Annotated in this window: 11 protein-coding genes and 1 pseudogene; 5 read left to right on the top strand and 7 right to left on the bottom strand. The window is 44.4% G+C overall.

What is annotated here, in order from left to right; genetic code table 11:
- Window positions 1-7: 7 nt before the first annotated feature.
- Entirely contained in the window at window positions 8-1,462 is a 1,455-nt protein-coding gene (locus U2F10_RS33845) for a DASH family cryptochrome (protein ID WP_499874598.1), read from the bottom strand.
- Window positions 1,463-1,494: 32 nt separating this feature from the next.
- Entirely contained in the window at window positions 1,495-2,331 is an 837-nt protein-coding gene (locus tag U2F10_RS33850; RefSeq protein WP_499874599.1) for a DUF3598 family protein, read from the bottom strand.
- A gap of 321 nt (window positions 2,332-2,652) precedes the next feature.
- Here U2F10_RS33850 and U2F10_RS33855 point away from each other — a divergent pair, with 321 nt between their 5' ends.
- The gene (locus U2F10_RS33855; RefSeq protein WP_499874601.1) at window positions 2,653-4,173 is read left to right on the top strand and encodes a cryptochrome/photolyase family protein; all 1,521 of its coding nucleotides are present in this window, start codon (window positions 2,653-2,655) and stop codon (window positions 4,171-4,173) included.
- Window positions 4,174-4,184: 11 nt separating this feature from the next.
- On the opposite strand, the gene U2F10_RS33860 is transcribed toward U2F10_RS33855, so the two are convergent.
- Entirely contained in the window at window positions 4,185-4,400 is a 216-nt protein-coding gene (locus U2F10_RS33860) for a hypothetical protein (RefSeq protein WP_499874602.1), read from the bottom strand.
- Window positions 4,401-4,464: 64 nt separating this feature from the next.
- Window positions 4,465-4,644 carry an NblA/ycf18 family protein gene (locus tag U2F10_RS33865; RefSeq protein ID WP_499061421.1) on the bottom strand — a complete coding sequence of 60 codons (180 nt, stop codon included), beginning with the start codon at window positions 4,642-4,644 and terminating at the stop codon, window positions 4,465-4,467.
- Between the two features lie 362 nt (window positions 4,645-5,006).
- Here U2F10_RS33865 and U2F10_RS33870 point away from each other — a divergent pair, with 362 nt between their 5' ends.
- From U2F10_RS33870 to cruG, 4 genes are all read left to right on the top strand, one after another.
- Entirely contained in the window at window positions 5,007-5,381 is a 375-nt protein-coding gene (locus tag U2F10_RS33870; RefSeq protein ID WP_163703054.1) for a rhodanese-like domain-containing protein, read from the top strand.
- Window positions 5,382-6,110: 729 nt separating this feature from the next.
- Entirely contained in the window at window positions 6,111-6,641 is a 531-nt protein-coding gene (locus U2F10_RS33875; protein WP_499874604.1) for a hypothetical protein, read from the top strand.
- A 742-nt stretch (window positions 6,642-7,383) separates the two neighbouring features.
- Window positions 7,384-8,295: a gamma-carotene 1'-hydroxylase CruF gene (gene cruF / locus U2F10_RS33880; RefSeq protein WP_163703052.1), complete on the top strand. Its 912-nt coding sequence runs from the start codon at window positions 7,384-7,386 to the stop codon at window positions 8,293-8,295.
- Window positions 8,296-8,312: 17 nt separating this feature from the next.
- On the top strand, window positions 8,313-9,512 hold the full coding sequence (cruG, locus tag U2F10_RS33885) for a 2'-O-glycosyltransferase CruG (RefSeq protein ID WP_163703051.1): 1,200 nt from the start codon (window positions 8,313-8,315) through the stop codon (window positions 9,510-9,512).
- 261 nt (window positions 9,513-9,773) lie between these two features.
- On the opposite strand, the gene U2F10_RS33890 is transcribed toward cruG, so the two are convergent.
- The 3 genes and pseudogenes from U2F10_RS33890 to U2F10_RS33900 all read right to left on the bottom strand — a co-directional run bounded on the left by U2F10_RS33890 (window position 9,774) and on the right by U2F10_RS33900 (window position 12,879).
- On the bottom strand, window positions 9,774-10,622 hold the full coding sequence (locus U2F10_RS33890) for a class I SAM-dependent methyltransferase (RefSeq protein ID WP_499874606.1): 849 nt from the start codon (window positions 10,620-10,622) through the stop codon (window positions 9,774-9,776).
- A 1,065-nt stretch (window positions 10,623-11,687) separates the two neighbouring features.
- A pseudogene (locus U2F10_RS33895) lies at window positions 11,688-11,962 on the bottom strand (transposase); the annotation flags it as partial.
- An 11-nt stretch (window positions 11,963-11,973) separates the two neighbouring features.
- Entirely contained in the window at window positions 11,974-12,879 is a 906-nt protein-coding gene (locus U2F10_RS33900; RefSeq protein ID WP_163669209.1) for a glycine betaine ABC transporter substrate-binding protein, read from the bottom strand.
- Window positions 12,880-12,927 lie beyond the last annotated feature (48 nt).

The raw sequence follows: 12,927 nt of genomic DNA on the forward strand, positions 1-12,927 counted from the left end.
GAGTGTGTTAGCTAGTGAATGCAGAATTGTAACGTCGCTCATTTGACTTTATGGACTTAAAGAAGTCAACAACTGGGCGCGGGTAATCTATACCTAATTGACATTGATACCTTTTCTGCTCCTCCATAGTGAGTTTTTCTGGCTGATGAACTTTATCTCCAGGAATTTGCATAAGCTCTGGCAGCCAATGTCTGATGTAGTCGCCAGTGGGATCGTACATACTGGATTGCTTGAGTATATTGAAGTATCGGAAGCCTCTCGCATCATTGCCAACACCTGCAGCGTAGTTCCAATTTCCCCAATTGCTACAGACATCGTAGTCAATTAATTGAGATTCGAACCATTCTGCTCCCATCTGCCAGTTAATGCCCAAATTTTTTGTGAGGAAGCTGGCAACGTTTTGTCTGCCTCGATTAGACATAAACCCGGTAATCGCTAGTTCTCGCATGTTTGCATCAACTAATGGAAAGCCTGTCTTGCCCGCTTGCCAACGTTGGAATCTTGGCCAGTCTTCTTGCCAAGCGATCATTAATCGTTGCAATCCAGTGCGGTAAAAAATGCGATCGCCATGTTTTGCACAGATAAAACGGAAAAAATCTCGCCATAATAGTTCAAATATCAACCAATAGGTGGAGTCGTTACGAACGCGTTCACTTTCATAGGCTTGGACTTGTTCATAGATCCAACGAGGTGAAAGGCAGCCTAAGGCCAGCCATGGCGAAAGTTTGGAAGAGTAATCAGCTCCCAACATACCATTTCGAGTTTGCTTATAGTCCTTGAGACAATCCTTAGCCCAGAAGTAATCATGTAATCTTGATTGTCCTGCGTTCTCTCCACCCTTAAACATGAGAACAGCTCGATCATCAAGTAGTGGAGCACTTAGCCCTAACGTCTCTAGTGAAGGGAGCTGCCCCACGTCAACTTCAGCTAGTTTTGGTAGCTGGACAGGTGTAGGAAACACGTTCCTAACCACCACAGCTTTCTCAACTTGCTTACGGAATTTAGAGAACAGTTCTGGCAGTTGATCAATCCCAAAAGGTAGATCGTCAGGATAGTATAACGTTGCCCCCCAGAATGTTCTCAATGGAATTCCCAGCGTAAGCAGTGCATCTTGGAGAGCTTTTTCAACAGCAACTTCCTCAGCAGTCACTTCATGATGGCAAAAAACTGCTTTGATGTTGAACTGCCGGGCAAGTTGTGGAATCACGTCCTCGGGTAAGCCATATCGAACAATTAAGTTACTGCCCAACTGTTTTAGCGAATGGCGCAAGTCGGCTACGCTTTCAAGCAAAAACTGTCCTCGAAAAGCTCCCGTTTTTGGGAAACCAAAAGAAGTCGTGGAAAAATGGCGTGGATCAAAGCAATAGACTGGAATAACCTGAGTGTCTTCTTGAAGTGCGCGAAATATTGGCTCATGGTCATGCAAGCGTAAATCATTGCGGTACCAAACTAAATTGATCATCCGTAAGTACAATATCTGAACTTCAAAAAAACTTACTTAACTCTGTGTTCAGTCACATGGGTGGCACTCACCCATTCACCTTTTTCGTTGTAATTACGAATCAAGCGTTGACGTTCGTTGTCCGTCACGAGCCAGCCTAACTCAACAAAAAACGACTGCCGGAGTTTGAGGTGCAGGGGGGTATTACTAGATGTGCCATCAGGGAGTAATAAAATCTTTCGTGGGGTAGGACTCTCTTCAAATTGCAGGATATTACCTGTTATTTGAGCAGTTGATGTAATGGCTTGATTGCCAAACGATAGGGTTTGTTGCAAACGTCCACCATTGATTTCTTGCACGTCCAAGTGAGTTGTATAGGTCGCAGATGGCTGCCAATCAGAGTAAACCGTCAAAGCGGTCCCTTGCCACTGCCCCACCAACTGTTTAATGGTCAGGGGAGAGCGTTCAGCAGCATTTGTGCCTGTGCGAAATTCTCGAATCAGGGTAAGACTGCTCAACTCTCCTTGACGATCGTAGAGTTGGACAAAACGCAATCGACGGTTTTGAGTCACAAAACCGTATTCTGCTCCAAATTCACTGAAGGGTGCCAGTTGCAGTGACCCTTTAGAGAAGGCTCCCGTTTCGAAGAAAACCACTTGTTTTCCTAGGGAGCGATACTCCTGTGAGTAGTCTGAAACGGGAGGTTCACCGTAGCCACCAGAACCAAATCGACGTACCCTGAACTTTACTAGCTGATTATCTTCGACCCCTTCCAGGTTAAGAATCGAAGGAGTCGAGTCTAAGATCTCTCCCTCCAGTGAAACTGAGGTAAACGAACCTTGCCATTCTCCTAAATTTTTTAAGAAATTTTCCCAGTTGGTCTCCAACATGAATCTGAATGGCCTCTAAAAGCCCGCGAAACTTCTGTTTAGCTATAGAAATGCTTTGCTATCTCTACAAAATTGCCTAAAAACAAGCAATATGTTCAGGCATTTGTGGACAAATCACTTCCCTTAAGACCTATCTAGATACGTCTCTCTCCATAGCTTGTGTATAAACTGCTAGAGCATTCGCAAAATGAATGTCACAGTAGTTATTTTTCTAGACTTTTGTAAACATTGTAAGGGTTTAGTAGGATGTGAAACAATATCTACTTCCCTCTTGGGGCGTAGGCTCAAAGCAGTTTTGTGATCTGAGTCTTTGGAGATTCTATGGTTGTAGGAGTTTGGGTATTAGGCGATCAACTTTGGGCTGGGCAGTCAGCGCTACTCCGCTGTGCTGATCGTAAAGCACAGACGCCTGTTATTGCGATCGCATCCTCCGAGTTTGCTCGTTCTCGCCCGTATCATCGACAGAAGTTGATCCTAGTCTGGTCTGCCATGCGTCACTTTATGACCGAGCTGGAGCAGGCGGGGTGGCCTGTAACCTACGAAATAGCTGACAACTTTGAAATGTCCTTGAGGCAGTGGGGAAAGGCCAATCAGGTGACCGAACTGTTGATCATGACTCCGAATGACCGTCCCTTTGCCAGCCAAATCCAAGCTTTAGACTTACCCTTCAAACTGACATTTGTTCCAAATAATCATTTCCTCTGGACGGAAGCGGAATTTAAAGCGTGGGCAACGGGTCGAAAAACCTTACTAATGGAAACGTTCTACCGAGAAGGGCGACGACGTTTCCAGGTTCTCATGGCGGGCAAGACTCCAGTTGGGGGACAGTGGAATTATGACAAAGCCAACCGCAAACCACCCAAAGGGGATCTCAATCCGCCAGAACCTCTTTGGTTCGAACCAGATGCAGTGACTAAGACCGTCATTGAGCATGTCAGGAGCCAAAATTTCTCCTCCTATGGAGATTTGGAACCATTTCGATGGGCAGTCACTCGTCAGCAAGCCTTACAGGTATTGGAGAACTTTATTGAGCAGCGCTTAGCAACCTTTGGCCCCTATCAGGATGCCATGGTGACAGGGCAGGATACCCTGTGGCACGCTTTACTATCTCCCTATTTAAACCTGGGCCTGATTCAACCGATGGAGGTGATTCAGGCAGTAGAGCAAGCTCACTACGAACGTGCGCTGCCTCTCAACAGTGTGGAAGGACTTATTCGCCAAATTCTTGGATGGCGAGAGTATATGCATGGGCTGTATGGCTATGTAGCCGATGACGTTATCGAGTACTCCAATCGTAATTGGTTTAACCACACTCGACCACTACCAGAGTTTTTCTGGACTGGTGAAACCGAGATGAATTGTCTGCATCAAACTCTCTCCCAAGTGCAGCGCACCGGCTATGCCCACCATATCCAAAGGCTTATGATATTGAGCAATTTTGCCCTGATTACAGGGCTGTCTCCTCAAGCTGTAGAAAGCTGGTTTCACGCTGCGTTTATTGATGCCTATGATTGGGTCATGCAAACCAATGTCCTAGGGATGGGATTATTTGCTGATGGCGGACTCTTGGCCTCTAAACCCTATGCGGCCTCGGCCAATTATATTAATCGGATGAGTAATTACTGCAAATCATGCCGGTACAATGCCAAGGCTCGTATCGGTAAAGATGCTTGTCCGTTCAACTTTTTCTATTGGAATTTTCTGGATCGACATCGAGATAAACTCCAATCCCAAGGCCGTATGGGCTTTATCTTGAAGAACTTAGACAAGATGGCTGCAGAGGATTTAGCTCAGATTCACCAACAGGCAACAGATTGGCATAAGTCTTACACCGATGAGTAGTTCTACTCTAACTAGAACATTAGCCAGGAGAGGGTTCCGCCTGCTGCAACCCCAAAGAATACTATCTCCTTTACTGGCAAAAACGACATAGCTGACCTTTGATGCTGCGATCGGTGCTGCAGGGCAACATAAAAATTTGGCATCCCCAGCAGGAAGAACATAATCGCCAGAGCACTGCTGGCCTGAGGCACCTGCTGTTGCTCCAATCTGAACGGTTGTGTTGTCATGGTTATCTGCTAAAAATATCGACGGTTTGGCTCTATAAAAAAATCCAAATATAAAACCAATGGGTTAGCCAATACCCCAAGCTTCTTTAAGGATCTGACTGAAAGATGTATTCTGAAAAAGCATTAATTCTTTCAATTTCACCAGTAATATCTGAGCATCTTCATGGGAGAGCCGCTCAACTTGCTGTTCAAAGGCCTTCAGTTCAAATTGTTGCTCTAAGGAAAGTTGTTCACGGACGTTCATAGCAACCTCAACAGTGATCGTTGACCTTTACAATCGACAACTTAACACTACGTTACAAACCTTGCAAGCGTAAATACTTTATGATAAGCAATTATGCCTATGTATCCATCGTCAGTGGTTTAGTGTTGGGTTAAGGAGCTGGATAGAAGCTGCAGCCGTTATATCAGAGTCGTCTAGTGACACCAGTGGTGCAGTCATTTTAGGTTTGCAAAATCGTATTAACAAGCATATTTACTTATGGTGTATTCATTAAGTCCATCCTAAAAGGTCAATTTAATTAGAATATAAATTAACACTCTCTTTATATTGCGTTACATTGTAGATGCCGCTCCTAATTACAGCATCTTTAGCTGTTTAACGTTATGCCCACCCCTTCATTTCTCTTTTCAATTCCAGGGCCTCTTAAGGCTCAGTCCACTGTCTTTGACCTCAAAGATCGTCTTGATTGGGGCGAACCTGCTCTGACTATCATTGATGTCAGAAGTAGAGATGCTTTCAACTCAAGTCACATTACCGGGGCAATTCTAATGCCCATGGATGAATTGGTGGTAAATGCCTCTGCATCTCTTGAGTATGAACGTGACATCTACATCTATGGAAGTTCTGATGTGCAGACTGCTAAAGCGGCTTCTAAACTCCGTGAAGTTGGGTTCCACAATGTTTCTGAGCTTACCGGTGGCTTAGCAGCATGGAAAGCAGCTAGAGGTGCAATCGAAGGTGCTCTAGTAGCTGCCTAGCACTTGACCTCTTTCAGCCAAGTTCTCCTATTTTCTAAAAAACAAGCTCCTCACCATAGCCACATGGTTTGGTGGGAGCTTATTTCTTCGCGGATTGCTTTCATGAAACAGGCTTTACAAAGTAGCTCAATTGCTCTGAGTCAAAGTTATATTCATCTGTTTGACCCATGTTCTTTGACTTACTGTTGCACATATCCCGCAGTTTGTTGATAACAACAGAAACTCAAGTAAACATTCGTCACGCAGAAAGAATTCCGTCCACGGGAGCGATGCTAGTGATTAGCAACCACCGTAGTTTTCTAGACTTAACGCTAGTGATGAACGTTGCAGACAGCTTGGGAATAGAGCTCAAGTTGGTCAACGTTTTTTTGAGGAGTATACACGGCACTCGACTGAACTGTTAGTCACAAACAACGTTACACAGTTCTCTAAGTGATAACCATGTTAACAACACCTTTTTCGGTTCTTCCTACAGAACTTTCTGTAGGGTAATTTGAACTCGTCTACAACTTCTTTTCTTTCTGTATTGCTGCAATGGCAGCGTCAGCACTCCTTTCTCTTCAATGCAAGAGTGCAAGTAGCTGAGAAATGCCGGCCTGCTTTATTGGTCTCGGCCTTGGTTGTAAGCATTGCAACCAATCATTATTTCCGAATCTTCAATGCTTGGTATGGCGCATATGCCCTGCAAAGTCGAATAAGTAAAAGTCTAAAATCGTCGGAGTCACTCCAATGGATAAAAACGAGAAAAACTATTTAGTTGCTGTACTACCAGAACGGATACAAGCTGAGAAGGCATATTTAGCTCTACAGAAAGCCAACTTGCCTATAGAACAACTGGACATCTTAGGAAGGGGCTACAAAACTGCAGACGAGTTTGGCTTGATAAATCCCAATGATGAGGCGAAAAAGCAGATTGATTTGCTTGCAAACTGGATCATCCTGTTTGGATTCGCAGCAGGTTATTTCTTCAACTTGCTAACTGGTATTGAAATCATTAGCTGGTTTGGCAATGTGGGCAATCACATTTTAGGTGGACTCTTTGGTGCAGCAGCAGGGGCTTTTGGTGCTTTTGCTACAGGTACTTTGTCTGGTTGGACCGTCAGCAGCAAGGATGAGATCGCTTATCGAAACCGATTAAATTCGGGTAAGTATCTCATTATTGCCCAGGGAACATCTGCTTTCATTCAAGAGGCAACCCAGTTACTCCGCAAGTACGGTCCTGAAAACTTGCAAGGGTATGTTGAGACCAGTCGAGTGTAATTCCTTTGATTGCTCAAAAAGAGTACAAAAAATCTAAGAATGGGATCATGATCGCATGGTCCCTGATATTCTCATCACTTCCCTCCAAATATTGCATCTGCCCAAGTATCAGCTTTGGGAGCAGTTTCTGAAAGTATAACCTTAGCCACATCTGGGAAATACTGTTGTATACAACTATCGCAAACGCCATGGGTAAACTCGACATCTGAATAGTGTTCGATAAACTTCGCAACAGTTAACCAAGAGCCCTGGTCATTGCGAATACCTTTACAGTAGGAACAAATTGAAATACGCCCTTCTATCAGCTCGATTCAGCAGGGGTATCCAGAACTTGATACTGTCTAATTAAAACACTGTCAGCCCCTTCTTATATTTTGACTTAGCATTTCCAGGGTGTAGTAAAGACAGGTGAAACCGCCGTGAGCCTCTCAATCAGCATCATTGATGTATTCCATGTTTCACTCCAGGGGCTCAGCTTGCTATACTGTCTAACTATAAATATGAACTTTTATAAAGCACTTTTTCAAATGGATAGTGTTTTGATAGCTTAACCTTTCTCATTAGAGCGGCAAAGTTGTTACATCTACCGCTGATTCATTGCTCTCAGATACTTTGGCGGGTTCAAGATTATTTCACCAGTGTGGATGTAGTCTTGCGTATGGATAACAAGTTATTTTGCATTATTTCTGTGGCCACAGCAGATTTTTAGATGGCTAGCACTTTGATTTGAGGTTTATCGGGTATGAATTTATTAATGCGCGTGGAAAAGTGGTGCCTTTGGGGCCACGTTCTCTCGATGGTATTTGGTTTAGCAGGGTTACTTTGGGTAATGCCTCATCCAGAGATTTTGGAATATTTACCAGCGGGTTCCACTCTTTACAGCTGGAGTTTAGCAGGTGGTGGAGTGGCCTATATCCTAATGGGAGTAGTCACTACCTCTCTTTATTGTTATCGGACTATTGGGCTTAAGGCACTGCTCGCTTTTTTGATACCCGCTATTAGTGTGTCTTTGTCTTGTGAATTATTGGGTACCAGTACTGGTTTGCCATTTGGCGACTACAGCTACCTCAATGGTTTGGGCTATAAGATTGCTGGGTTAGTTCCGTTTACTATTCCTCTGTCTTGGTTTTATTTAGGCATTTCCTGCTATTTACTGGCGCGAGGTGGCCTCCTGACGAAAGGCCAGTCTGGTCTGTGGCAACTACCAGCCTTAACGACAGGGGCGTTATTGCTCATGTCTTGGGATTTCGTGTTGGACCCAGCCATGAGCCAAACAGCGATGCCATTTTGGTATTGGCATACGCCAGGAGAGTTTTTCGGTATGCCATATCAGAATTTTGCCGGTTGGTTTTTCACTGGGTTGATCTTCATGTCTATCGCGGCCACTTTCTGGCGAGAAAATGGGCATGTTAATAGGCTGACTCGTTCCGAGCTATCTATACCCTTGATTATCTACATGGCCAACTTTAGCTTTGCCATGTTGATGAGCTTAGCAGGCGGCATTTATACTCCTGTGTTTCTAGGACTGATTTTGGGTTTGTTACCAGCCTTCATGTGTTGGTTGACTGCCCCCATCGATAGCGACTTAGTCATGGTGCAAATACGGTTACGACCAACCGTTGAAATGCATACGGCTGGGGTATCTGAATCGTGATAAATGTGGCTACTTTGATGCAGGAGGTAGATGGGCTCAGTGCTATCTCACTTATCCTGCTGGCGGTTCAGCTACCAGCCGTGATGGTATTGTTATCACGGCTGTTCAAAGGCCCTACCCGTCGTCGTCCACTCCAACCTCGGTCAGCAGCACCAGACCAATCAGGTGCTGTGAGTGTGGTGGTACCAACGCTTAACGAAGCTAAACGGATTACTCCCTGTCTACAGGGCCTAAGGCATCAAACTGATGAAGTGCGTGAAATTTTGGTGGTGGACAGTCACTCAACAGATGGAACTCGTGATTTAGTTAAAGCTGCCCAGGCAGAGGACTTCCGATTTTGTTTATTGACCGATGATCCCTTACCCCCCAATTGGGTAGGACGTCCGTGGGCTCTCCACTATGGCTATACCCACAGCTCTCCCCATAGCAAATGGGTATTAGGTATTGATGCTGATACCCAACCCCAACCTGGTTTGGTAGCAGCATTGATATCAGCAGCTGAGGAGGAAGGTTATGATCTAGTCTCTCTATCTCCTCGATTTATTCTGAAGACCCCTGGTGAGATATGGTTACAGCCTGCACTGTTGATGACTTTGGTGTACCGCTTTGGTCCTACAGGTGCTAATAATAATTGTTCAGAACGAGTCATGGCCAATGGCCAATGCTTTCTTTGTCGGCGAGAACTGCTAGATCAGCTGGGAGGTTACACCATTGCAAGAACATCTTTTTGTGATGACGTTACCCTTGCCCGATACGCTGCTCACGTTGGGGCAAAAGTAGGCTTTTGGGATGGAGCTTTGTTGTTAAAAGTTCGCATGTATGAGGGGATGGAGGAAACCTGGAAAGAATGGGGACGCTCTCTTGATCTCAAGGATGCATCTTCGCAAAGTCAGGTTTGGAGCGATTTGTGGTTTTTGACCAGTGTGCAGGCGTTGCCATGGCTAAGCCTACCTATCCTACTGTTAGGCGCTACTAATCCCAGCCTATCGCTAAGGCTAACTATCGGATTAAATGGCGGTCTGATTGCAATTCGATTTGCCTTACAGTTTGCAATTTCGGTTTCCTACGATTTGACTCAGGCCCAAGGAAAGTGGTTATTTTGGCTATCGCCTTTGGCCGATCCACTGGCAGTTTTACGCATTATGTTATCCTCACTTCGCACACCTAAAAGCTGGCGTGGACGGAAGTATGATCTAAATAACGTGCCGTTAGCTTAATTGAATTTCAGTCTTTTACTATAACACCACTGGTGGTTCTGTTTTCAAAGTGAGTAGAGGACCATCGCTCGTGCATGTGTCAAACATTACATCAGCATACTAGATCCCGAAGAGCCGTTTGGTGGGAGCTTGTTTCTTTATAAATTATCTTCTGGGCAACAATTCTTATTTTGAAGGAAAAACAATCACCTTCCAGCTAACGGTGCAAATAACCTGTGCAAATGGAGCGCAGCGAAATTGGCATCCGCGTTCATTAGCTTGTTATGTACTCTCCACTTTCCTCGCAACCACTGCCATATCAACAGAATTTGTGGAAAAAGCCGAGCCTGCAACATCAGAGTAAAACTCTACGACCTCAAATCCATTCTCTTCAAACTCTTCACGTAATGAATCCTGGCTGAAATATTGCAGCCAGTTATAGACAACACGGATTCTCTTCCCTTCAACTATAGTGTATTTATCAAGTGTTACTTTTTCCTGGTCATATTTGAATGTGTTCAGGAATCCATAATAATTTTCAGAAGACCAAAAATGATCGAGTTGGTTATATTCGTATGTTACAACCTCATCCCTATTATTGAACGCATTTAATGAATGAACGTCCAATAGGACTGATCCACCAAGCTTTAGAAAATTGTGAAACTTGGCAAGTATTGTTTTTCTCTGCGATGGGCTTAACGCACAATAGTCACAAAAAATCATCGTAATGAGATCAAATCGTTTCTCAGTCTCAAACTCCAAGTAGTTTTGTTGACAGTATGTAATATTCAATCCTCTTTGGTCAGCGATCTTTCTTGAATATCGAATAGACCTTTCGGAAAAGTCGATCCCGGTAACATCAGCATTATTTTCAGCAAACAGAGTGGTATACAACCCTGGCCCACACCCAAAATCAGCAATACTTGTATTTGAATGGATGTCAAAATGAGACACTATCCACTTTGCAGATCGGGCTATAAAATCTTTATTTCGGGATGAAAGGTCAACAGCCTCGTTCAAATGATATTCAAGCATTTTCTTTGATGTATACTCATCAGTCCATAAATCTTCCGCCGTATAGAACTGAAAAGGCATAGGGCGCGAGTTTATTTCTTCTAATTTATTAAACATAGATGTCTTCTTTATTATTTTCCACATAACAATTGATTAGGGAGAAACTTTCTGCCTAATTCTCCGATTTAGTAGATTAGGTAGAAATACTTCAGTCTAATACCCCTGATAAGAAGATTAGGTAGACACCTGTCAGCCTAACATACCGATTTGGGGATTATTAGGTAGACACTTTCCACCTAACCACCCAAGGCTTTATACAGTGGTATAGCTGCATAAAACTACAGCTATACCACCTCACCCCTACCACTCCATCAACCTCGGATCAAAATCACGACTATCCACCGCCGCCACCGGACCACCCACATCATCCACATCCTGCATCCATGTCTTGCATTCCACGCCTCAAACCGGGTCGCCTGGCTCAGCACAATAGGGTACGGCAATGATCGAAAATACTTCAGCTTGCCCGTCGCATTCCGCAATTTAGGCAACGGGTCTGCCCCTTGGCTGGCAATTTGCGGTCTTGGCCAGCGCATCGACTCTTAACCCAAAATTGAATTATCTGAATTCTAAACAGATCAGATCACCACTTGCAGTGTCATCAACCACAACATCCTAGAGACCTATCCCACTGACCAGTCACAAAAGATTACAACATTAACCTTTATGTCAGAGAAGAGACATTGAACCCCTCAAGGAATATGCTAAATACATGAGCTGAAAAGCTTATAACCACAACAAAGGAGGTCAACAATCGATATTTCTATATCATCGTTTGACAGACTACAAATAGCACCCAAACAGGTCACTGATATTTCTTCTTACTTGCGCTAGAGAGTATTGTTTTTAGTGAAGATAGTCCTTCTTAGAACAACTCTAGAAAGCCTCGTTTAATGCAGAAGAGTTCCTCAGGTAGATCGTTCTGGGTGCTGTTGTGCTTTAAAGCGTCCCTAGAACCATTGCCCAACGCTACACCTCACTGGGCCATAGCATCAGAGAAGCGCTGCTCAGACTATCGAAACCATGGAAACTGATGCTGAACTGTCCTTCATGGGTCGCACCTTCACAATGAGAGCCCCCAGGGCCATGCCTGCTTAGCCTGCTGCTCGCAGCCTCACATATCACGGCGTTCGAGGTCACCACGGCTGCCAGAATCTCTCCCATTTGCTCATGACACCCAAATGGAGTTTGAGCCAAGTGCGACGTTTACTGACGCCATGGAGACGGGTTTTCCATTCCCCGTCTCCATAGACTTTAATGCCCGTAATGTCTACCACCACATGACGTCCTCCAGTCGTGGGTTGCGTTGGTAACTCAATCGCTACGATCTTTTGACGACGCGACAGGGTTGTATGCACCGGTAAGGTCACCAATACTCCCATCAGCTCAAAGTAAGAACAGATTATTGTTATTCTCCAATTAGTCCATTTTGTTCTAAAAATTCACGGGCTACTTCATCAGATTCTCGCCCATTACCGGCCACCTGCCAATTGAGGGTTCGCATTGTATCAGCGTCTAGTAAGGCAGAGAGCTGATTGAGGATATCTGCAATTTCGGGATATTCATTGAGAATTTCTTGTCTTACAATGGGAGCCGCCGGATAAGGTGGCCAGAAGTTTTTGTCGTCTTCTAAGGCCAGTAAATCATAGGCGACAATTTGTCCATCTGTGCCAAATCCAGCAGTTACATCAATTTCTCCTTCTTCAATGCCGGAATAAAGTAACCCTGGATCAAGGGCAACAACATCTCTAAAATTGAATCCACCGTAGGTATTTTTCAACCCAGGTAGTCCGTCCTCTCGGGCAGTAAATTCCTGGATGGTGCCAAGTGTCAAATCATTGGCTTTACTCGACAGGTCACTCACAGTTTGAATACCCAATTCACTCGCCCGTGGCTTGGGCATAAGGAAGACATAGGTATTATTAAAGCTTGTTGGGTCAAGGACAGCTAGATTGAATTGTTCGGCATAGGTGTCTTTAACTGTATTGTAGACTTCATCTGCTCCCATGCTTGAGTCAAACCCCATACTGAGGTGAACTAGTAGAGCGGTACCTGTATATTCTGGATAGATATCAAGATCTCCGCTGACAATAGCCTGATGGTTTTCACTGGTTCCTCCTATAGATCGGTAGTCTGCATTAAATCCTGACTCATCTAACAGGATTTCGTAGAGATTGCCGAGAATGTATTGTTCGGTAAATTCTTTTGAACCTATGCGAATTTTTGGTGCGTCTGGATTACTACTATTACAAGCGGTCACACCTCCGATGGAGAGGCCTAATAAAATACCTAAAAAGATACGTCGTCTAAACATCAGTACTCTCCTGGCAAGCTACAAGATAAACAATTAATCAAAAACATA

Origin of the sequence: Leptothoe sp. EHU-05/26/07-4 (assembly GCF_043421015.1) — a bacterium.
GTDB classification, from domain to species: Bacteria; Cyanobacteriota; Cyanobacteriia; order Phormidesmidales; family Phormidesmidaceae; genus Leptothoe; species Leptothoe turfae.

Bases quoted from the DNA above. Each gene is read 5' to 3' on its own strand.
- U2F10_RS33845 (WP_499874598.1), bottom strand. From the start codon at position 1,462: ATGATCAATTTAGTTTGGTACCGCAATGATTTACGCTTGCATGACCAT.
- U2F10_RS33850 (WP_499874599.1), bottom strand. From the start codon at position 2,331: ATGTTGGAGACCAACTGGGAAAATTTCTTAAAAAATTTAGGAGAATGG.
- U2F10_RS33855 (WP_499874601.1), top strand. From the start codon at position 2,653: ATGGTTGTAGGAGTTTGGGTATTAGGCGATCAACTTTGGGCTGGGCAG.
- U2F10_RS33860 (WP_499874602.1), bottom strand. From the start codon at position 4,400: ATGACAACACAACCGTTCAGATTGGAGCAACAGCAGGTGCCTCAGGCC.
- U2F10_RS33865 (WP_499061421.1), bottom strand. From the start codon at position 4,644: ATGAACGTCCGTGAACAACTTTCCTTAGAGCAACAATTTGAACTGAAG.
- U2F10_RS33870 (WP_163703054.1), top strand. From the start codon at position 5,007: ATGCCCACCCCTTCATTTCTCTTTTCAATTCCAGGGCCTCTTAAGGCT.
- U2F10_RS33875 (WP_499874604.1), top strand. From the start codon at position 6,111: ATGGATAAAAACGAGAAAAACTATTTAGTTGCTGTACTACCAGAACGG.
- cruF (WP_163703052.1), top strand. From the start codon at position 7,384: ATGAATTTATTAATGCGCGTGGAAAAGTGGTGCCTTTGGGGCCACGTT.
- cruG (WP_163703051.1), top strand. From the start codon at position 8,313: ATGCAGGAGGTAGATGGGCTCAGTGCTATCTCACTTATCCTGCTGGCG.
- U2F10_RS33890 (WP_499874606.1), bottom strand. From the start codon at position 10,622: ATGTTTAATAAATTAGAAGAAATAAACTCGCGCCCTATGCCTTTTCAG.
- U2F10_RS33900 (WP_163669209.1), bottom strand. From the start codon at position 12,879: ATGTTTAGACGACGTATCTTTTTAGGTATTTTATTAGGCCTCTCCATC.